Source organism: Halomonas sp. G15 (genome assembly GCF_021282295.1).
In the GTDB taxonomy this organism is placed as follows: domain Bacteria; phylum Pseudomonadota; class Gammaproteobacteria; order Pseudomonadales; family Halomonadaceae; genus Halomonas; species Halomonas alimentaria.
This window is the reverse complement of sequence record NZ_JAJSPA010000031.1, coordinates 22,715-41,843: the sequence shown is the minus strand read 5'-3', so window position 1 is coordinate 41,843 and position 19,129 is coordinate 22,715. Positions and strand designations below refer to the sequence as shown.

The 19,129-nt window shown below is 62.4% G+C and carries 18 protein-coding genes and 1 other RNA gene; 7 read left to right on the top strand and 12 right to left on the bottom strand.

Features of this window, described 5'->3' with window-relative positions; genetic code table 11:
• Positions 1-115: 115 nt before the first annotated feature.
• The 3 genes from ubiH to LWH48_RS13670 form a co-directional block, all read right to left on the bottom strand.
• On the bottom strand, positions 116-1,351 hold the full coding sequence (gene ubiH / locus LWH48_RS13680) for a 2-octaprenyl-6-methoxyphenyl hydroxylase (RefSeq protein ID WP_232913007.1): 1,236 nt from the start codon (positions 1,349-1,351) through the stop codon (positions 116-118).
• 68 nt (positions 1,352-1,419) lie between these two features.
• Entirely contained in the window at positions 1,420-2,757 is a 1,338-nt protein-coding gene (pepP, locus tag LWH48_RS13675; protein ID WP_232913006.1) for a Xaa-Pro aminopeptidase, read from the bottom strand.
• A gap of 26 nt (positions 2,758-2,783) precedes the next feature.
• On the bottom strand, positions 2,784-3,362 hold the full coding sequence (locus LWH48_RS13670) for a UPF0149 family protein (protein WP_232913005.1): 579 nt from the start codon (positions 3,360-3,362) through the stop codon (positions 2,784-2,786).
• Positions 3,363-3,569: 207 nt separating this feature from the next.
• Between LWH48_RS13670 and LWH48_RS13665 the strand changes: the two genes are divergently transcribed.
• The 3 genes from LWH48_RS13665 to LWH48_RS13655 all read left to right on the top strand — a co-directional run bounded on the left by LWH48_RS13665 (position 3,570) and on the right by LWH48_RS13655 (position 4,763).
• On the top strand, positions 3,570-3,872 hold the full coding sequence (locus LWH48_RS13665) for a cell division protein ZapA (RefSeq protein ID WP_232913004.1): 303 nt from the start codon (positions 3,570-3,572) through the stop codon (positions 3,870-3,872).
• A gap of 54 nt (positions 3,873-3,926) precedes the next feature.
• Positions 3,927-4,111, top strand: a non-coding RNA gene (gene ssrS / locus LWH48_RS13660) — 6S RNA.
• Positions 4,112-4,118: 7 nt separating this feature from the next.
• On the top strand, positions 4,119-4,763 hold the full coding sequence (locus LWH48_RS13655; RefSeq protein WP_232913003.1) for a 5-formyltetrahydrofolate cyclo-ligase: 645 nt from the start codon (positions 4,119-4,121) through the stop codon (positions 4,761-4,763).
• A 332-nt stretch (positions 4,764-5,095) separates the two neighbouring features.
• On the opposite strand, the gene ilvA is transcribed toward LWH48_RS13655, so the two are convergent.
• Positions 5,096-6,610, bottom strand: a complete 1,515-nt coding sequence (gene ilvA / locus LWH48_RS13650) for a threonine ammonia-lyase, biosynthetic (RefSeq protein WP_232913002.1) — start codon at positions 6,608-6,610, stop codon at positions 5,096-5,098.
• Positions 6,611-6,804: 194 nt separating this feature from the next.
• Between ilvA and rpiA the strand changes: the two genes are divergently transcribed.
• A complete protein-coding gene (gene rpiA / locus LWH48_RS13645; RefSeq protein WP_161431748.1) occupies positions 6,805-7,494 on the top strand; it encodes a ribose-5-phosphate isomerase RpiA in 690 nt (229 codons plus the stop codon).
• Between the two features lie 24 nt (positions 7,495-7,518).
• Here rpiA and waaA read toward each other — a convergent pair whose 3' ends face one another.
• The 3 genes from waaA to LWH48_RS13630 are packed head-to-tail and all read right to left on the bottom strand — an operon-like array spanning position 7,519 to position 11,317.
• Entirely contained in the window at positions 7,519-8,796 is a 1,278-nt protein-coding gene (gene waaA / locus LWH48_RS13640) for a lipid IV(A) 3-deoxy-D-manno-octulosonic acid transferase (protein WP_161431749.1), read from the bottom strand.
• Entirely contained in the window at positions 8,796-10,226 is a 1,431-nt protein-coding gene (gene hldE / locus LWH48_RS13635; RefSeq protein WP_232913001.1) for a bifunctional D-glycero-beta-D-manno-heptose-7-phosphate kinase/D-glycero-beta-D-manno-heptose 1-phosphate adenylyltransferase HldE, read from the bottom strand. The genes waaA and hldE overlap by 1 nt, the downstream gene beginning before the upstream one ends.
• A gap of 2 nt (positions 10,227-10,228) precedes the next feature.
• Positions 10,229-11,317: a glycosyltransferase family 9 protein gene (locus LWH48_RS13630; RefSeq protein WP_232913000.1), complete on the bottom strand. Its 1,089-nt coding sequence runs from the start codon at positions 11,315-11,317 to the stop codon at positions 10,229-10,231.
• On the opposite strand from LWH48_RS13630, the gene LWH48_RS13625 reads away from it, so the two are divergent.
• Entirely contained in the window at positions 11,316-12,035 is a 720-nt protein-coding gene (locus LWH48_RS13625; RefSeq protein ID WP_232912999.1) for a 3-deoxy-D-manno-octulosonic acid kinase, read from the top strand. The genes LWH48_RS13630 and LWH48_RS13625 overlap by 2 nt on opposite strands.
• Here LWH48_RS13625 and LWH48_RS13620 read toward each other — a convergent pair.
• From LWH48_RS13620 to LWH48_RS13610, 3 genes are all read right to left on the bottom strand, one after another.
• The gene (locus tag LWH48_RS13620) at positions 12,023-12,610 is read right to left on the bottom strand and encodes a YrbL family protein (protein WP_232912998.1); all 588 of its coding nucleotides are present in this window, start codon (positions 12,608-12,610) and stop codon (positions 12,023-12,025) included. The two genes, LWH48_RS13625 and LWH48_RS13620, sit on opposite strands and share 13 nt — an antisense overlap.
• A complete protein-coding gene (locus tag LWH48_RS13615) occupies positions 12,598-13,725 on the bottom strand; it encodes a glycosyltransferase family 4 protein (protein ID WP_232912997.1) in 1,128 nt (375 codons plus the stop codon). The genes LWH48_RS13620 and LWH48_RS13615 overlap by 13 nt, the downstream gene beginning before the upstream one ends.
• 321 nt (positions 13,726-14,046) lie before the next feature.
• Positions 14,047-14,796, bottom strand: coding sequence for a glycosyltransferase family 2 protein (locus tag LWH48_RS13610; RefSeq protein ID WP_232912996.1), 750 nt, complete (start codon positions 14,794-14,796; stop codon positions 14,047-14,049).
• 78 nt (positions 14,797-14,874) lie between these two features.
• Here LWH48_RS13610 and LWH48_RS13605 point away from each other — a divergent pair, with 78 nt between their 5' ends.
• A complete protein-coding gene (locus LWH48_RS13605) occupies positions 14,875-15,918 on the top strand; it encodes a glycosyltransferase family 4 protein (RefSeq protein WP_232912995.1) in 1,044 nt (347 codons plus the stop codon).
• Positions 15,919-15,930: 12 nt separating this feature from the next.
• Positions 15,931-16,896 carry a glycosyl transferase family 90 gene (locus LWH48_RS13600; protein WP_232912994.1) on the top strand — a complete coding sequence of 322 codons (966 nt, stop codon included), beginning with the start codon at positions 15,931-15,933 and terminating at the stop codon, positions 16,894-16,896.
• A 244-nt stretch (positions 16,897-17,140) separates the two neighbouring features.
• On the opposite strand, the gene LWH48_RS13595 is transcribed toward LWH48_RS13600, so the two are convergent.
• Both LWH48_RS13595 and LWH48_RS13590 read right to left on the bottom strand, forming a co-directional pair.
• The gene (locus LWH48_RS13595; protein ID WP_232912993.1) at positions 17,141-18,463 is read right to left on the bottom strand and encodes an O-antigen ligase family protein; all 1,323 of its coding nucleotides are present in this window, start codon (positions 18,461-18,463) and stop codon (positions 17,141-17,143) included.
• Positions 18,464-18,680: 217 nt separating this feature from the next.
• Positions 18,681-19,115: a helix-turn-helix domain-containing protein gene (locus LWH48_RS13590; RefSeq protein WP_332875631.1), complete on the bottom strand. Its 435-nt coding sequence runs from the start codon at positions 19,113-19,115 to the stop codon at positions 18,681-18,683.
• Positions 19,116-19,129 lie beyond the last annotated feature (14 nt).

The following is a 19,129-nucleotide window of genomic DNA, read 5'->3' as shown; positions in this document are numbered from 1 at the left end:
ACCTCATGGTGGTCTTCCCCCGGGCGGGTTGTCCTCTCCTCGCCTTCATCCCTCATGCCTTCGCTCCCTCTCGCATCCTCATGCTTCTGCTGTGCGGCACTCATCTCTCCAGCCCTCACCTCTCCAACCCCATCGCGCGCCTGGCCAGGTCACGTCGCAGCGGGCCGGCCAGGTTGAGGCCGATCAGCCCGGCGGCTCGCGCATGGCCGAGCAGCCGGCTGTCGATGCCGAACAGCCGCACCAGGCCGTCGCTGAAGCGGATCACGTTGCGACGGTCGGCGTCGCGCCGGGCATCGAACGCCTCGAGCACACCGGCATCACCGACCGGCCGTCCCGCCGCCAGTCCCGCCTCCAGCGAGGCCACCAGATCCATGACCCCGCGCAGCGCCAGGTTGAAACCCTGGCCGGCCACCGGGTGCAGGGCATGGGCGGCATTGCCCAGCACGGCAAGCCCCGGCCGGGTCGTCTCTCGCGCCGTTACCAGACTCAGCGGGTAGGCGTGGCGGCTGCCCACGCGCCGAAAGCGGCCCGCGCGATCGCCGAAGGCGGCCTGCAGCTCGGCCAGGAAGTCGCCCTCCGCGAGGGACAGGCGTCGCCTTTCCTCGCCCGCGGCGTGGGTCCACACCAGTTCCATGGCCTGCCCGCGCAGCGGCAACAGGGCGATCGGCCCCTCGCGGGTGAAGCGCTCCCAGGCGACCCCCTGGTGGGGGCGGCTCATCTCGACGCTGGCGATCAGCGCCACCTGGTCATAGGGCTGGGCATCGCTGGTGATGCCCAGGCGCTCCTTGAGCCCCGAGCGCCCGCCATCGGCCAGCACCGTGAGACGGGCCTGGAGGTTGGCACCAGAGTCGAGCGCCAGGCGATATCCCCCCTCGGCCGGCTCGATCGTCTCGACCCGGTCCGGGCAGTACCAGTCCAGCGGCAACCCCGTGAGGCGCCGGTGCAACACACGCCCCATCCAGGCATTGGGGACCACATGGCCCAGCGCCTCCACGCTCAGCTCCCTGGCATCGAGGCGGGTGGCACCGAAGTGACCGCGCTCGCTGACATGGATGCGGCGGATCGCGGCGGCCTCCTCGGCCATCTCCGGCCACACCCCCATGTCGGTGAAGTGCAGGGCGGTCCCCAGGGAGATCGCGCTGGCCCGGGCATCGAAGCTGGGCTGCCAGGGGGCGGTGGCCAGGTCGAGGATGGGCGACGCCTCGATCACCGCCACCGAGAGCCCGTGCTGCTCGATCAGCGGTGCCAGTACACAGGCCAGGCTGGCCCCCACCAGTCCGCCACCGACGATGGCGATATCCACCGTCTTCGTGCCCGATGCTGTACCAGGTGATGTTGTACCGGGACTCATGGCGCCACCTCAGCTGAATATTTCATAATGTACGTTACATAAAGAAAACAACAGGCTTTATCAAGCGATCACTTACCAGCCATTAGTGCCTCGATAGCCCCTACCGATTTCGGAACGGAGGCGGTCAGCACCTCGTGTCCCTCGTCGGTCACCACGACATCGTCCTCGATGCGGATGCCGATGCCACGCAAGGCCTCGGGTATGTCGTCGTCGGCGGGTATGTAGAGCCCCGGCTCCACGGTGAGGACCATGCCCGGGACCAGCGGCCGGGGTTCACCATCGCGGCGATAGAGCCCCACGTCATGGACATCCAGCCCCAGCCAGTGGGAGGTAGAGTGCAGGTAGAAGCGCCGGTAGCTCTCGTCATCGATGCGCGCCTGCACCTCGCCCTCGAGCAGCCCCAGGTGGATCAGGCCCTCGGTCAGGCCGCGCACCACCTCGGTGTGGATCGCCGCCAGGGTGGTGCCGGGGCGCACCGCGGCCACCGCACGCTCCTGGACCCCCAGCACCACCGTGTAGAGCGCCCGCTGGGCATCGCTGAAATGGCCATTGACCGGAAAGGTGCGCGTGATATCGCCGGCATACAGCTCGAACTCGGCCCCGGCATCGATCAGCACCAGGTCACCGTCGTTGAGTGGGGCGCGATTCTCGATGTAGTGCAGCACACAGGCATTGGCGCCGCCACCGACGATGCTGGCATAAGCGGGACCGCTGCCGCCCTGCCAGCGGAACTCATGCTCCAGCTCCGCCTGCAGCTGGTACTCCGCGAGTCCGGGGCGCGACGCACGCATGGCGCGCAGGTGACCACGCGCCGAGATCTCCGCGGCATGCCGCAGCAAGGCCAGCTCCGCCGGACTCTTGACCAGCCGCGCCTCATGGAGCAGCGGTGCCACATCGGCGAAGGCCTCGGGGGGGCGCGCCCCGCGCCGCACCCGCGACACCAGCTCGGCGCGTACCTCCTCGGCCAGGGCCAGCGCCTGCTCGTTGTCCAGCGCCAGGTAGAGCGTGCGGCGACCATCGAGCAGGGCCGCGAGGCGCTCGCCGCGCTCGGCGTTCTCGAAGGCCTGGTCGACGCCGTGCTCACGGACGGCTCCTTCGGCGCCCAACCGGATGCCGGTCCAGGCCTCCAGCGTCGGGTCACGATCCTGGCAGAACAGCACGCTCTCGCCCTCGACACGCCCCGGGAGCAGCAGCAGCAGGGCATCGGGCTCGGGGAAGCCGGTGAGGTAGTGGAAGTCGCTGTCCTGGCGGAAGGGGAACTCGCTGTCCCGCGAGCGGGTGACCAGGGAGGCACCGGTCAGCAGCACGGCGCTGTCGGCGGGGAGGGCGGCCATCAACGCCTGGCGGCGCAGTCGGTAGTCGGCATTGGCGATCGGCGCCGGGCGGGGCAGGGTCTCGGGCAGCATGGGGACTCCTTGTCGATGATGGTGTTTCAGTGGCGGGTGGGGCTTTCGGCATCCTCGACCTGGGGCTTGCCGGGATGCTGCTCGGTGTAGAGCAGCATGGCCGCCATGCGGGCGTGCTCGGCCAGGGCGAAGAGGTCGCCTTCGTTCTCGGCGCTCTCCTCGAGATCGGCGGGCATGGCGGCGATCCCCTCCAGGTCCTCCAGCGCCTCGCGCAGTGCCGTGGACCATGCCTCCCGGGGCGCCTCGCCGGCATCCTCGATCACCTCCAGGAAGCCCTGGGTCCACTCCTTGAGACCGCGGGCACGCTCGGCCAGCGAGAAGAGCTCATCGGGCAGCAGCGGTTCGTAACCGAGCTCGCCTCCGGAGAGGGCATCCAGGGTCTGGCGGCGCCAGGCCAGGAAGCGCTCCGCGGAGGGCTCGTCACGCGGCTGCTCGACGCCCAGCACCAGACACACCTCCTCCAGCCAGGCGGCGGGGTCGATATCGTGCATGGCGAGCCGGGCACACAGCCGCCCGTCGAGGAAGGCCGGTGACTGCATGCTGCCGTGGAGCAGGAAGAGGTCGGCGATGGTGGAAAAGTCCTGGCGTTCGTCGATCAGGGACATGGGGGCTCCTGGTGCCTGGTATGGATGGTGTCCGAATAGACGGTGGCTGGCCGGGCGGGGACGGGTCGCTAATCGACACCGCGCGTTGACCGCTCGAGAAGGCCTCTCTTATAGTGGCTGGCCATGCCGTATTGACTGGATGTTAACGCATCGGCCCCCAGGGACGCGCGGCTCGCGTGGCCTGCCGGGTCGAGCCGGAGCCCCCCGATGAGCGACGCAACACGGCCGACCGCCGAGATCACCCTGCTGGGACGCAGCTACGTCATCGCCTGCTCCCCCGAGGAAGAGCCCAAGCTGGAGCGTGCGGCCCGCTACCTGGATCGCGCCATGACCGGCATCCACGCCCAGAACAACCTGTTGGGCAGCGAGCGCATCGCCATCATGGCGGCGCTCAATATCACCCATGAGCTGCTCGAGACGCTGGAGAACCAGCGTGAGGGGGAGCGCAGCCTGGATGCCCTGAGCGAGCGCCTGGACCGGGCCCTGGCCGGCACCCCGGAGCCGCGCTGAGCCCGGTCCCCGGAATCCATTGGCCGCCCCTCACCGGCTCTGGTACGATGAAGTCGTTCCCTGGGGTGTTTGCCAGTCGTTATCGTCCCTCGAGCCTATGCGCAGTACCCAGGGGGCCATATGCTAGCCGGACCCGTGTGCATGTCCGTGCGTCGGAAAGCCTGACGGTTCGGCTGCGGCCACCCACCTTGAACCACTGGGTTCAAGGGCCAGAACGACAGCGGCACTCTGGGGAACCTCGTCCACATGACACTTCTCATGCCGACACCCGCCGCACCCCTTTCTCTCGAGAGCTTCGATGGCTCACGTCGTGAGTTGCGTCGCGAACTGCGCCGCCGCCGCCGCGCCCTGACGCCCGAACAGCGTCGACGGGCCAGCGAACACCTGTGCCTCAGGCTGCGCCGCCTGCCCGAAGTGCAGCGTGCCCGCCGCGTGGCGCTCTACCTGCCCAACGACGGCGAGATCGACCCCACCCCCCTGATCGACTGGTTCCGGCACCGTGGCGCCCGGGTTCATCTGCCGGTGCTCAAGCCGCTGTCACGCAATCGCCTGTGGTTCGTGCACTACCATGCCGATACGCCCATGGTCCGCAACCGCTTCGGCATCCCCGAGCCCGAGACCCGTCATGGCGCCCATCGCGCCCGGCGCCTGGCGGCCTGGGCCCTGGACCTGATCCTGCTGCCGCTGGTGGGCTTCGACGACGCCGGCCAGCGCATGGGCATGGGTGGCGGCTTCTACGACCGCACCCTGGCCTTTACCCGTCACCCGGGGCCGCGCCCGCGACTGGTCGGCCTGGCCCATGACTGTCAACGGGTCGACTCGCTGCCGGTGGAGCCGTGGGACGTGCCGCTGGACGCCATCGTCAGCGACGCCCGGGTGGTGCGCCCCTGACGGGGACAGCCCCATAACGAGAACGGGCCGATGCCAGTTGGCATCGGCCCGTTGCTTGCAGCCAGGGGTCGGCAATTCGCGTTCAGTTTCCTACCAGGGCCTGGGCATAACCGGTTGCCACGACACCAACACCGAACAGCAGCACCAGGGCCATGACCACATCGGGCTTGCGCTTCATCGTCGACTCCGGGTAATGAGAAATTCAACGCCGCAGACTATAGGCCGACTCTGCCGCCAAGACAACCGCCGAGCCTCAACGTTCATGCCGTGAAACCGCCGGGTGACAAGCCTCCCGGCGCGAGTCAGCGCTTACCCGCGCCTTCGCAGAGGCTTCAGGCCATGAACAGCCGATAGGCGGGGTTGTCCGACTCCTTCCAGTAGCGGTAGCCGATGGCGTCGAAGTACTCCTCCACATGGGAGCGGTCGCCATTGGGCACCTGCATGCCCACCAGCACACGGCCGTAGGCGGCGCCATGGTTGCGGTAGTGGAACAGCGAGATGTTCCAGTCATGGGGCAGGTTGGTAAGGAAGTTCATCAGCGCTCCGGGACGCTCCGGGAACTCGAAGCGGTAGACCTCCTCGTCGAACTGCTGCTTGGGACGACCGCCACCCAGGTGGCGGATATGCAGCTTGGCCAGCTCGTTGTCGGTAAGGTCCTCCACCGGATAGCCCGCCTCGCGTAGCCTGTCGATCACCGCCTGGCGGTCCTCGCCACCGGGTTTCACCTGCACCCCGACGAAGATATGGGCGTTGTCGGGGTCGGCGTAGCGGTAGTTGAACTCGGTGACCATGCGCTTGCCGATGGTGCGACAGAACTTCTTGAAGCTCCCCGGCCGCTCGGGGATGGTCACGGCGAGGATCGCCTCGCGCTGCTCGCCGAGTTCGGTGCGCTCGGCGATATGCTGCAGGCGGTCGAAGTTGGTATTGGCCCCGGAATTGATGCACAGCAGGGTCTGCCCCTCGGCACCGGTCTGCTGGATATACTTCTTGAGGCCGGCCAGGGAGAGCGCGCCGGAAGTCTCGGAGACCGCCCGGGTGTCCTCGAAGATGTCCTTCACCGCCGCACACATCTCGTCGGTATTGACGGTGATGACCTCATCGACCAGGTCCCGGGCGATATCGAAGGGCACCTTGCCGACCTGAGCCACGGCGACCCCCTCGGCGAACACCCCCACCTGATCCAGGGTGACCCGCTTGCCCGCCTCCAGTGCCGCCTTGAAGCAGGCGCTGTCCTCGGCCTCGACGCCGATCACCTTGATATCCGGGCGCAGGTACTTGACGTAGGCGGCCACGCCGGCGATCAGGCCGCCGCCGCCCACCGGCACGAAGATGGCGTCCAGCGGGCCGCCGTGCTGACGCAGGATCTCCACGGCGATGGTGCCCTGGCCCGCCACCACGTCGATATCATCGAAGGGCGGAATATAGGTGTAGCCGTGCTCCTCGATCAACGTCTGGGCATGCGCAGCGGCCTCGGCGAAGGCGTCGCCCTTGAGCACCACCTTGGCACCCCGGGCACGCACCGCAGCCACCTTGATCTCCGGGGTAATGCGCGGCATCACGATGATCGCCTTGACGCCCATCTGCTTCGCCGCCATCGCCAGGCCCTGGGCGTGGTTGCCGGCGGACGCCGCGATCACGCCCTTGGCCTTCTGCGCCTCGCTGAGCTGGGCCATCTTGTTGTAGGCGCCGCGAATCTTGAAGGAGTAGACCGGCTGCAGGTCCTCGCGCTTGATCAGAATGGTGTTGTTGAAGCGACGGGAGAGGAAGGGGGCCGGCGAGATCGGCGTTTCCCGAGCGGCTTCATAGACCCGGGCCTGGAGAATCTTCTTGACGGTAGCTTCGAGCATCCTGATATCCCAGAGGCGTGACGCGAGAGGACGCAGCGCGCATGCTGCGCTGCGAGGCAACCCCTATTGGTAGCATTCCGGCAGCCTTGGCGTCCAGCCGCCGGCATCGGCAGGCGAGCCCCGCTGGCCTATAATGGCGCCCCAGCGCATTCCCATCCATCCCGCCGATTCACGCCACCCAAGGAGAGTGCCCCATGACCCAGGCCGGCCTATCCCAAGACCAGCTCAAGGACGCCGTCGCCGCGGCCGCCATCGCCGAGGTTCGCCCCCAGCTGCATCGCGACACCGTGCTCGGCATCGGTACCGGCTCCACCGCCAACCTCTTCATCGACCGCCTGGCCGAGCTGCGCCACGACTTCGCCGGCGCCGTGGCCAGCTCCGAGGCCAGCGCCGAGCGGCTACGCGGCCACGGCATCGAGGTATTCGAGCTCAACTCCGTGGGCACGGTGCCCTTCTACATCGACGGTGCCGACGAAGTGAACGCTCACTTGCATATGATCAAGGGCGGTGGCGCGGCCCTGACCCGCGAGAAGGTGGTGGCCGCCTGTGCCGAGACGTTCATCTGCATCGCCGACGCCTCCAAGCGGGTCGAGCGCCTCGGCGCCTTCCCGCTACCGGTGGAGGTGATTCCCATGGCCCGCTCCTATGTGGCCCGGGAGCTGGTCAAGCTGGGTGCCGACCCGGTCTACCGCGAGGGGGTGGTCACCGACAACGGCAACCAGATCATCGACTGCTACGATTTCATGATCGACGACCCGCTGGCCATGGAGGTCCGCCTCAACGCCATCGTCGGCGTGGTGACCAACGGCCTGTTCGCCGCCCGCGGCGCCGATGTGCTGCTGCTCGGCACCGCCCAGGGAGTGGAGCGCCTGACACCGGCCTGATGGCCCTGCAATCGAAGTAAGCACTTACTTCGTCGGTAGCAGCCTGTCCAGGCCCTTCAGGGTACGTTCAAGCGCGCCGCGGTTGGCCATCACCACGCCGCGCCCCGCCTCACCGAGACGACGCCGCTCGACCGTGTCGGCAAACAGCGCGACCAGCGCCTCGGCGAGGCGCTTCTCGTCGGCCACTTCCACCAGGGCATCGGCGCCGCGCAGAGCCTCGGCCACATCGGCGAAGTTGGCCAACTCCGGCCCGGTGAGCACCGGTATGCCCAGGGCGGCGGGCTCCAGCAGGTTGTGGCCGCCCACCGGCACCAGGCTGCCACCGACGAAGGCCAGGTCGGCGGCGCCATAGAGCGCCAGCAGCTCGCCCATGGTGTCTGCCAGGTAGACCGCAGTGCCATCCTCGGGCCTCTCTCCCCGGGAGCGCCTGGCCGGTGCCTGGCCGGCCTGTTCGCACAGGCTCGCCACCGCCTCGAAGCGCTGGGGATGGCGCGGCACCAGCACCAGCAGCGCCTCGGGATAGCTCTCGCGCAGCAGCCCATGGGCGGCCAGCAGCAGCGCTTCCTCGCCCTCGTGGGTGGAGCCCGCCACCCATACCTGGCGGCGCCCCAGTAGTGTGCGCAAGCGCTCACTTACCTTCTGCACGCCATCTTCCGGTGCGATGTCGAACTTCAGCGAGCCCACCACGCTGGTGCGCTCAGCCGCCATGCCGAGCTCGGCGAAGCGCGCGGCATCCTCATCGGACTTGGCCGCCAGCCAGTCGACGCAGCCCAGGGCCTCGCGCAGCAGCGGGCGCAACCGGCGGTAGCCGCGCAGGGCTCGCGGGGAGAGGCGCCCGTTGAGCACCGCCACCGGTACGCCGCGGGTGCGGCAGGCATGGAGCAGGTTGGGCCACAGCTCGGTCTCGAAGAACAGCGCGATCTCCGGGCGCAGGCGCTCGACGAAGCGTGCCGCAGCGTGGGGGAAGTCCAGGGGCACGAAGTGATGGACCAGCCGGCCATCCTGGCGCCCGTCTGCCAGCGCACGCACGCGTTCGGCGCCGGTGGCGGTCATGGTAGTCACGGTCAGCGAGTGGCCGGGATAGCGCTCGAGCAGCGCCTCGATCAGCGGGCGGGCCGCCTGCACTTCGCCCACCGAGGCGCAGTGCAGCCATAGCATGTGTGTGTCGGGAGGGGTCTCGGGAATCCTCCCCAGGCGCAATGGCCTGGGGTCGGTGAGTCCATGCTCACGGCGCAGGCGCCGCCAGAGCAGGCGAGCGAGCAGGTGCAGCGCCGTGGAGTAGGCGAGCCGGGGCCAGCCCATCAGCTCTCGCGGTCGAGGATGGTGGAGATCATCGCCGTGGTGGAGACGCCATCCTCGAAGCCCAGCACCCGAACCTCACCACCGGCGTCGCGCACTGCCTGACCGCCGGCGATCTGCTCCGGTTGGTAGTCACCCCCCTTGACCAGCACGTCGGGCAGCACCGCCTCGATCAGTCGCTGCGGGGTGTCCTCGGCGAAGGGTACCACCCAGTCCACGGCACCGAGCCCGGCGAGTACCTGCATGCGCCGCGCCAGGGGGTTGATGGGCCGCTTGGGGCCCTTTAGCCGGGCGATGGAGGCGTCGTCGTTGACCGCCACGATCAGCCGGTCGCCGAGCCGGCGCGCTTGCTCCAGGTAGGCGACATGGCCAGCGTGGAGGATATCGAAGCAGCCGTTGGTCATCACTATCCGCTCGCCGCGGGCCTGGGCGGCGCGTACCGCCTCGATCAGCGCCGGCTCCTCGATCACCCCGAACTCTGCCAGCTTGTCGCCGTGCAGGGCGGTGTAGAGCTCGGCGATGGAGAGGGTCGCGGTGCCCGGCTTGGCCACCACCAGGCCGGCGGCCAGGTTGGCCAGGGTCATCGCCTCGGGGAAGCCGTGGCCGGCAGCCAGGGCCAGGCCCAGCACGCCGATCACGGTATCGCCGGCGCCGGTGACGTCGTAGACCTCACGGGCACGGGTCGGCAGATGCAACGGCTCGTGCCCCTCGCGGATCAGGGTCATGCCCTTCTCGCTGCGGGTGATCAGCAACGCCTCCAGCTCGAGCTCGGCGCGCAGGGCCTCACCACGCTCGGCCAGCTCGGCGTCGTCGCGGCAGTGTCCCATCACCGCCTCGAACTCCGTCAGATTGGGGGTGATCACGCTGGCGCCGCGATAACGCGAGAAGTCGCTACCCTTGGGGTCCACCAGCACCCGCTTGCCGCTGGCACGCACCAGGCGGATCAGCTCCTCGACGCGGTTCAGCGTGCCCTTGCCGTAGTCGGAGAGGATCACCAGGTCGCACTCCGGCAGCGCGGCTTCTACCCGCGCCAGCAGCCCGGAGGTGTCCGCCTCGCCGAGCCCCTCCTCGAAGTCGAGACGAATCAGCTGCTGGTTGCGGCTCATCACCCGCAGCTTGGTGATGGTTGGCACGCCGGGGCTGCGCTGGAAGTGAGTACTCACTCCGGCATCCTCCAGGCGGCTTACCAGGCGGTCGGCGTTATCGTCGTCGCCGACCAGCCCCGACAGCGCCGCATGGGCACCCAGCGAGGAGATGTTCAGCGCCACGTTGGCGGCACCACCGGGGCGATCCTCGCTCTCCTCGACGCGCACCACTGGCACCGGCGCCTCGGGGGAGATGCGCGAGGTGCCGCCGTGCCAGTAGCGGTCAAGCATGACATCGCCCACCACCAGCAGGTGGGAGTGCTCCAGGGCGGTCAGGTCGAGTCTCATCGTCAGGCGTCCTTGGCTGGAGGATGGTCGATGGCGTGCTGCAGTGCCGCCTCGAGGCGCTCGATCACGTCGTCGGCGCGGATCAGTGACATGGCATCCGGATGGCGGACACGCTGGCCCCAGGGTATCTCCTCGGGCTCCTTGTGCAGGTAGCTGCGCACCGCTTCGGGATAGCGATTGACCACGAAGTCGCGCCAGCGATAGGGCGCGGCACGGTCGGGGTTGGTGGTGGCGAAGAGCCCCACGGTGGGCGTGTTCAGGGCGTTGGCCATATGCACGGGGCCCGAGTCCGGCGCGATCACCGCCTGGGCCGCATCGATCAGCGCCAGCAGCCCCTTGAGCGAGGTGCCACCGATGGCATCGATCACCGCCTCGGGCGGACACAGGGCCTGGATGCGCTCGCCCATCTCCCGTTCCTGAGTGCTGCCCCCCCCTGTCAGCACCGTGCACAGGCCATGCTGCTCCCAGGCGTGCTGGACCACGGCGGCATAGCCTTCGGCGGACCAGTTGCGGAAGTTGCGCAGCCGCGGATTGGCACACGGGCTCATCAACAGGTAGCGGGCATCACCGGTGAGGACACGCGCCTCGTCACGGGCGGCGGAAGGGATCGCCAAATTCCACTCGAGGCTCAAATCCTCGACCCCCATCAGCCGGGCGAAGTCCAGGAAGGACTCCAGCACATGGGCGTTCGGGTGGGGCGCCAACCGGCGATGGGTAAACCAGTGCTGGGCATCCTTGGCGCGCGCCTTGTCGTAGCCCACCCGGACATCGGCCTTGAGCCCCAGGGAGAGCGCACTGGCGCGCAGCGCCTGCTGCATGTGCAGCAGTACATCGAAGCGGGAATCGGCCAGTTCGCGCCACAGGGCGCGCATGCCGGCGAGGCCAGTGGACTTGTCATAGACCACGAACTCGACCCCGGAGAGGCCCGCCAGTAAACTGTGCTCGGCCTTGCCGACGATCCAGGTGATGCGTGCCTCGGGCCACTGGCGCTGCAGGGCGCGAATCGTCGGCACCAGGTTACAGACATCGCCCAGGGCGGAGAGTCGCAGCACGCCGATGTGGCGCGGTTGGGCGGGCAGAGGATGCTTCATGCGCTTGGCAACATTGAGAGCGGGAAAGTCCCATATTCTATATGATGCGGACAGTTTATGTGACGCCGGCAAGGCGCCACAAATCGGCCCGTCAACCTTCGACCCCGCCTGGTGGCAAGCGAAGGGAAGGATCACCGGCCAGGCCCCGGGACGCGGCGCCAGCCTGTTCCTGAATGCCGGTAACGGCGAGGAGTGGGTACTGCGCCCCTACCGCCGTGGCGGCCTGGTGGCGCGGCTCAGTGAAGCCCGCTATCTATGGACCGGCCTGGAGCGCACCCGCGCCTTCCGCGAACTGCGGCTCACCGCAGACCTGCATACCCGCGGCCTGCCGGTGCCCCGCCCGGTGGCCGCCGACGTCACCCGTCACGGCCTGACCTACTCAGCCGCCCTGATCACCGTACGCATTCCCGGTGCCCGCGCACTGGCCAGCCTGCTGGAGAACGGCGAAGCCGATGACGACCTGCTGCAACGCGTCGGTGCCACCATCCGCCGCTTCCACGACGTCGGCCTCGACCATGTCGACCTCAACGCCCGCAATCTGCTGGTGGATGAAGGAGGCAAGGTATGGTTGATCGACCTCGACCGCTGCCAGCTGCGCCCTGATGGCGCCTGGAAAGGACGCAACCTAAAGAGACTAGGGAGTTCGGTAGCCAAGTTTGTCGTTCCAGCTGCGATAGAGTGTACAACCGAACAGATTACAGCCGGCTATGACAGCTGATTTTCTTGGGTGGACATAAAGCGCGGCCTGACCGTTTTCTCCATGAATCTGGCCCACTTGCGCCGGATCTTGCGCCGTCCAAGCCAGGGCACATAGTCCGACAATGGGATAAATTCCGAGGAGCCCAGTCCGTCGATCAGAATGACGGTCGTGGCGTCGGAACGTTCGATAACAAGTAGGTTGCTCATCACCAAGTCACAAGGCACCACGTTATAGGCCAGCAAATAGGCCTTGAGTGCGCAGAGGCCTGCCCATAAGTGGTTGACCTGCTCCGGCGTCAGAGGTGTAGTCAGGTAATCGGCCACATTGGGTGGGAGTTTACCCTGATCATCGAGTACCAATTGCTGCTCGATACCGATGAAATCTTCATATTCGACCACCCCGAAGAACTCGGGAATGAGCGTGAATGGGACGCGTCGCCGCTGCAAATAGCGGAAATAGCGCAGTTCACGAAGAGTCTGCTTGGCCTTTTCTCGCCGGCTCAGCTTGATACAGCGCCCGATATCATTCGGGTGCTGATAGCAGATACGTTCATCTCCCCGACCGATGACTTTCCAGTTCCTTAAGTCCGGCATCGAACCGCCTGCTTTTTCTCATATACATCCAGAATACATTGGTAGTTCTGGGCCATGATTTTCTCTACATCAAGCGTCAACGCTAACTCGCGGCAACGCGCCCGTAGCGATGCATCGTCTTTACGGCAAGCCCATGCCCTCATCGCGCAGGCCAACGCCTCAATATTATCTGCCCGGTCGATAACTGTTGCCACCTCCGGCGTTACCACCTCTTTAGCCCCGCAGCTCGCTGTAGTGATGACCGGAGTGCCGCTCGCCAGCGCCTCAAGTATAGTAAAGCCAAATGGCTCATAATACGCAGGTAGCACATAACAGTCGGCGAGGGAAAAATAATGTTCTGGTGAAGACTGTTCACCCAGGAATCGGCATTTTTCTGCAATGCCGAGACGCTGGGCAAGCTCCTGATACTGAGCCTGCCGGGAGTCACGCCCAACAACCAGCAAGATGGCTTCCTGATCAAGCCTGGAGAAAGCTTCAAGAGTTGGTCCGAGCCCCTTGCGACGATAGCCGGTACCCAGAAACAGAAAGACCGGAGTCTGCCCACCCAACCCTAACTCCCTAGCAAGGGCGCTAGCATGGTCACCAAGACGTTTCCGGTCAAAGCGATGGGTATCGACAAAGTTATGGATAACCGAGCGCTGCTCAGCAGGCACGTTATACGCTTCGGCAATCTCACGATCGCTTTGCCAGGAGTTCGAAACCACATGGTAGTAGGCACCGGGTGCCATGGCCCGGGCTTCAATCTCCGCAGCAATCTTGTCCTTCAACCGCCGCTGACGCTTGGACATCGATGCCAAATGATGGTGGACAGTGCCTCCGCCAATGCGCAGCAGATCATGAGTCCAAGTCTTGCCCAGCCCATAGACCAGGTCATAATCGGCTGAATTGACGTGCTTCTCTACTGCTTGAGCAAAGCGCCACATGCGTAAGGCCTTGCCAATACTGAATGGACGTAACCGAACAAAACGAATTGCAGGATGTGAAGGCGACACATGCGAGCGACAGATAATAGTAACGTCTTCACCACGCTCGGCCAGATATCGAGAAAGTTCGTTCAGGAAGCGCTCAGTGCCGCCTGAGGCGGCATGACGCATGTGTACCAGGGCTATTTTCACCAGGCTATCCTCATGGTTGCGAGTACTGGCACGTCTTTGGGAGAGGACGGGATCCAGGGGTACCGCTGCAACTTCTCCTTCTTCGGCCGCCAGCCAAAAACAGGTACCATATGGTTGGAACCAGCCAAGGTAAGACTTCGTTTCACGTGGACCTCGCATCAACACCCGCAGGATGGATGAACCCAAAGTTCCTTACCGAAACAAAAAGAGGCCAAACATATGACTCAGCGGCACGAACAACCCAGCACCAATTCACACTGATATCAAAGCATATAACCGGGTAACTTAACCAGGGACAAGCGTAAAACGGACAAGGATAGTTCATATATCGCGAACGCGGCGTTTCATGTATTTCCAGAACACCCCGTTGGAATTTGCCACAGAAATGACCAACCCGCGCCACCCGTCGAGGAAGCCACGTTGCAAGAAGTAGGTACGAAAGAAAGCGAAAGCAGCTTTCAACACGATAACTGCCGAAGGGTAGACTCGCAACTTGTCTGAACGTGCACGAATGCCGGAATAATTATTAATCTTTTCCAGAAATTGTCCAAGCTCGGTAACCGCCAAATGTTCGAGGCATCCATCCAGGCGCACGACCTGCGTAGCTGGATTGACTGTTACCGACTCGTGCACCATGGCATCATTGAAGTTGTGACGGCGACGATGGAACACGCGTACCAGCCAGTCATTGCCCCAGCCAGAGTGGCGCACCGGCTCCCCCAGCAGCCAGTTTTCACGCAGAACCTCGACCACCTGACCGGGATCAGCGGTGAGCAGCCAGCTGGCCAGCGACTCAAGCCAGCGAACGGTAGGCGCCTCATCGGCATCCAGCGATAGAATCCAGTCATTGCGGGCAAGCGATACCGCATGGAGCTTGGTCGGGCCAAAGCCAAAAAACTCACCTTGGTGAAGTGATACGTTAGCGTAGCGACGGGCAATCTCGAGAGTCTCATCGGTGGACCCGTTGTCGTAAACTACCACTTCTCCCAGGGCCTCGAGCGAATCGAGGGTGCGGGCCAGGGTTGCCGCCGCGTTGCGGGTAATGATCACGGCACTCAGCTCAGAGAGCATGCAAAACCGTCCTGCCAGAATAGACTGCGAATGCTACTATAGCCGCCATTATCCCCACAAATTTTCTATGAGGCGGCCTTGCATATCATCCACGCCAATCTGGCCCGGGGGTTTCGCGGCGGCGAGCGTCAAACGGTGCTGCTGATCCAGGCGCTGGCCGACAGGGCAGAGATATCATTCCAGACGCTAGTGTGCCGGCCAGACTCGCCCCTGCGCACAGAGCTGGCCACAACGCCCGGGGTGCGATTTGTCAGCGCTCGCCACCAACTGGCTGGGCATTGGCAGGCGAAGCGAGCCACCTTGGTCCATGCGCACGACGCGAAGGCGGTACATTGGGCTTGGCTGCATCGCAGACTGTCGGGCACCCCTTACCTCATCACCAGGCGAGTGGATACCCCAGTCAAACGTAAACTCAGCAATAGGCTGTTTTACCGGGATGCTTACCGTTGCGTGGCTCTATCCCGGGTCATCGCCGAGAGCGTACAGCCACTAAGCCCACATAAGGTCGTGCAGATTCCCAGCGCGTTTACTCCCTTGACCCCGGCCCCCGACATCGCACAAGCTTTCCGATCACGCTACCCCGGGCGTTTCCTGGTTGGACATGCAGGTGCTCTGGTGGACCGGCACAAGGGGCAGCGCGTCCTACTCGATGCCGCCCGTCGGCTACAGCACTCGCAACCCGATATGCTATTCGTGTTTTTCGGCAAGGGAGAGGATGAAGCTGCGCTAAAGCAGGAAAGCACGACATTGCACAACGTCATCTGGGCTGGCTTCCAACCCGATATCGGCCATTACCTCCCGGCTCTGGACGTATTTGCTTTTCCTTCACGCAATGAAGGGCTGGGGTCAGTGTTGCTGGATGCCATGCTTGCCGGAGTACCTGTGGTAGCCAGCCAGATTGGAGGCATCCCTGATATTGTCCACCACGGCGAAACGGGGCTATTGTTTCCGCCCGGTGACGGTGAGGCTCTCGCCCAACAGCTTGTGCGACTGCGTGATAGCGCATTACGCCAGGCGCTTGCGCATAATGCCAGTGAACACTTGGCTGGATACACACCAGAGGCCATGGCCAACTCCTACATGGCCCTTTACTCCTCGCTTACCCAACACCGTATTGATTAGGTGCCATCGCCCATGAATAGCGGAAAAAACGCCTACCGTGCGCACAAGTTCATGTTCTACATCACAGGTCTTCTTGGCTCTTTAGTCCCGAGGAGTTTTTTCCGGTATCAGCTCAAACCTTTGTTGGACGAATTTGACACCCTCTCCTCGGCCGAACAAGAAGCTATCATGGAGCGCGTGGGGTATTACAATAAACTTAATGTTTCAACAGAGCTTTCCAGCGAAGCTGTCAGGAATGAAAATTTCAGAATACGCGCAAAGAAATCGACGTATCACATTGATTTTTATAAAGTCGCAAGATATTTCCCAGGCAGCAGCGCATACCACTATCGATTTGGCGACAAGACTTTTGTTCCCCATGAACCCACGTTTGTAAAAAGCAGGCCCATTAGCGAGAATAATCAGAATTCTGTACTACTTAAGCTCGACAGTGTAAGACATTTCTACACGGCAAAAGATCCTTATCATTACAAAAACAAAAAGGACACCCTAGTTTGGCGGGGAGCAGCACATCAGCCCCACCGGCAACACTTTCTAGCACAGTGCCACGATATGGACCTCTGCGATGTCGGCGCCACCGACAATAAGGTGGAAACGGCCGCATATCGCAAGCCATTCATGTCCATTGAGCAACAACTTGAGCACAAATTCATCTTCAGCATTGAAGGAAACGACGTCGCCACCAATCTGAAGTGGATCATGGCGTCTAACTCTCTTTGCTTCATGAAGCGACCGATTTATGAAACCTGGTTCATGGAAGGCACCCTTACTCCAGGACATCATTACGTGGAGGTCAGCGATGACTTTTCTGACCTGGACGAAAAAATAGAATATTTTCTATCACATCCCAAAGAGGCCCAAGATATTATCCACAATGCTAACCGCTACATTGCCAAATTTTATCATCCACAACGGGAAAACCTTATCGCTCTAATGGTTTTTGTCCGCTACCTATCATACACACATCAATCATTTTAATTAACAATTATAAATTAACCACGCGACCAGTTCCATGGCCATCAAGCAGTCGGTGGACTTCATCATCGGCAGCTGCAATACGGTATCAGCTACCCACAGTAGTCTCTCTAACGTTAGCAGCGGCGCTACATTCCTAACCACTCGCTCTAATTCGTAAATTCACTGCCAACACCCCGGCTCAGAGAAGAACTCCACACCCAACGACGAAGAGCCTAATAACAATGCGACAGTGGCGACAACACTATCACGAACTATTTTCTTTACGGTTTCCCGCCTGTTCAGACAACCAGATATGGGTAACCAGCCCGCCCATAACGAGACTGAAAAGATGAATGCCCGTCCAGTAGAAAATGAATGACTCAAAGCTATTAACAACCAACCAGAATATAAAGAAAGAATAACCAAACAGGGCCATATTACCCGGCATGTAGCCATTCCGCCATGCCCGCCAGGTGCCACGTGCGACCCACCAGCCCAAAGCAACAAAAACCGCCAAGCCCAGCAAGCCATATGAAACCAACAGCTCCAGGAAGCTGTTGTGTAAATGGCCAAATGCTTTTAATTTCGGAGGAAACCCTTCCGTTTGTCGCATCACGAGCGAGCCTGCATCGTCTCCCCAGCCCACCACAGGGCGCTCAGCAATCCAGCTTAATGATGCTTGCCAAGAAACCACTCGAACTCCAACGCTAGTTAAAGGCATATCATCGATATCACCTTCTAGCAACTGGGTTACAACTCCACTTTCATGGATCAGTCGTTTGGATATGGTATCATGAAATGTAAACAGCACTCCCATTCCCAGCATGGTCCCAATCAGGCCCGTCACAATGAACGCTCGGCTTATTCTTACTTCAGGTCCTGCTTTTAATTTCCAGACAGCCCATACCAGTCCCATTAAAGGGAGCACGATTGCCAATGCCAACCAGCTGGCTCGGGTTTGTGTAAAAATCACACCCGCCAAGCAGAGGAGAACTCCAACCCCCCACCCAGCTCGACGCAACCAACTCCATTTTCCTGCTTTCAAGCATAGCTGACTGAAGGACAGCAAACCTATCAGTCCTGCCCCCAAAAACATGCTGATATGCTGGGCATTATGAATATTAAAATCAACACGACGCCCTAGCAGTCCAAGCCGCCAATCATTAATTGCACTCGGTAACAATGTGGCTATCAAAACACCAGCCAGTGCAAGCCCCCAAATTAAAAGTGTGGCGCGTGTACTTCCTCCCAACCACCATGCAACAGCAATAAACACAAAACTCTTGGCCAGTCGAGTCAATTTAGGATAGTCTGGCAACCATTCTGGATGGTGGAAATAACCTAACAGCCAAGTGATTAGCTGCACAACTAACGCCACCCATAAAAGCCATAGCGGTGCACTTCGCCGAAATTCTTTCCCGTATACTAAAAGCGTAACCAACCCAACGAAAGTCAATAAGATACCACTGAACTCACCTATCTCTGGCACCGGCAAGCGAAGTAATGCACTCACCCCCATTGAGACAATACCAATATACCACCATACTTTAGGAATCTCCCAGCCTGCTGGGCGAAAATTACTCAACATACAGCCTACCACCCAAAATTAAAAAGCCATTCATTATAACTAGCCTACGTTAAGCAACATTCCCAAGGAGTACCTTTTCTACGGGTTAAGAACACCTGAGAAAAATGAACTCTAATAATTAAATTCTCACCCACCGACGACTTTGAGTAATGACACCTCAGTATCTATGCGACCAAAGAGCAGCGACATTATCGCTTATCTCGGGCTCTTCGTCACTTCACGTGGTTTTGGCCTGACCGAACAGGCCGGTCATCCCTTCCAGCCGTACGTTCGTCAGTACCGTGATCCACCGCCTGACCACCGCCTCGGCGTGCCGCTCCAGCGTCTCCGAGACCGCCGCATTCTTACCGTGACCTGGGACGGCGAAGATCACCGGCTCCTGCTTGCGCTGCATGTGGAGGAATACCGTCACGTACCGCTGACCGCACCGAGAGGCGGTTTTGTCGACGCCGACGGTGGCCTCATTGCTCAGATCCAGTATCCAGTTCCCCAGCATCCAGCCGACGTAGTGGTACACGATGCGGCATAGCCGTGTGAGGGAGATCTCCAGCTGCCGGGAGACGGCCAGTACCGTCATCTCCTTGACCAAGGACATGGCAGTTTGCTCGAATAGTAGTGTGAAGTCACTGCTCGTCGACCGTGCCCAGGGCACCTCGATGCGCTTGA

Coding starts and splice junctions, on each gene's coding strand:
- rpiA (WP_161431748.1), top strand. CDS start 6,805: ATGACCCAGGCCGGCCTATCCCAAGACCAGCTCAAGGACGCCGTCGCC.
- LWH48_RS13670 (WP_232913005.1), bottom strand. CDS start 3,362: ATGTCCCTGATCGACGAACGCCAGGACTTTTCCACCATCGCCGACCTC.
- pepP (WP_232913006.1), bottom strand. CDS start 2,757: ATGCTGCCCGAGACCCTGCCCCGCCCGGCGCCGATCGCCAATGCCGAC.
- LWH48_RS13600 (WP_232912994.1), top strand. CDS start 15,931: ATGAATAGCGGAAAAAACGCCTACCGTGCGCACAAGTTCATGTTCTAC.
- waaA (WP_161431749.1), bottom strand. CDS start 8,796: ATGGGCTGGCCCCGGCTCGCCTACTCCACGGCGCTGCACCTGCTCGCT.
- ilvA (WP_232913002.1), bottom strand. CDS start 6,610: ATGCTCGAAGCTACCGTCAAGAAGATTCTCCAGGCCCGGGTCTATGAA.
- LWH48_RS13665 (WP_232913004.1), top strand. CDS start 3,570: ATGAGCGACGCAACACGGCCGACCGCCGAGATCACCCTGCTGGGACGC.
- LWH48_RS13625 (WP_232912999.1), top strand. CDS start 11,316: ATGCGCTTGGCAACATTGAGAGCGGGAAAGTCCCATATTCTATATGAT.
- hldE (WP_232913001.1), bottom strand. CDS start 10,226: ATGAGACTCGACCTGACCGCCCTGGAGCACTCCCACCTGCTGGTGGTG.
- LWH48_RS13610 (WP_232912996.1), bottom strand. CDS start 14,796: ATGCTCTCTGAGCTGAGTGCCGTGATCATTACCCGCAACGCGGCGGCA.
- LWH48_RS13630 (WP_232913000.1), bottom strand. CDS start 11,317: ATGAAGCATCCTCTGCCCGCCCAACCGCGCCACATCGGCGTGCTGCGA.
- LWH48_RS13655 (WP_232913003.1), top strand. CDS start 4,119: ATGACACTTCTCATGCCGACACCCGCCGCACCCCTTTCTCTCGAGAGC.
- LWH48_RS13595 (WP_232912993.1), bottom strand. CDS start 18,463: ATGTTGAGTAATTTTCGCCCAGCAGGCTGGGAGATTCCTAAAGTATGG.
- ubiH (WP_232913007.1), bottom strand. CDS start 1,351: ATGAGTCCCGGTACAACATCACCTGGTACAGCATCGGGCACGAAGACG.
- LWH48_RS13620 (WP_232912998.1), bottom strand. CDS start 12,610: ATGCCGGACTTAAGGAACTGGAAAGTCATCGGTCGGGGAGATGAACGT.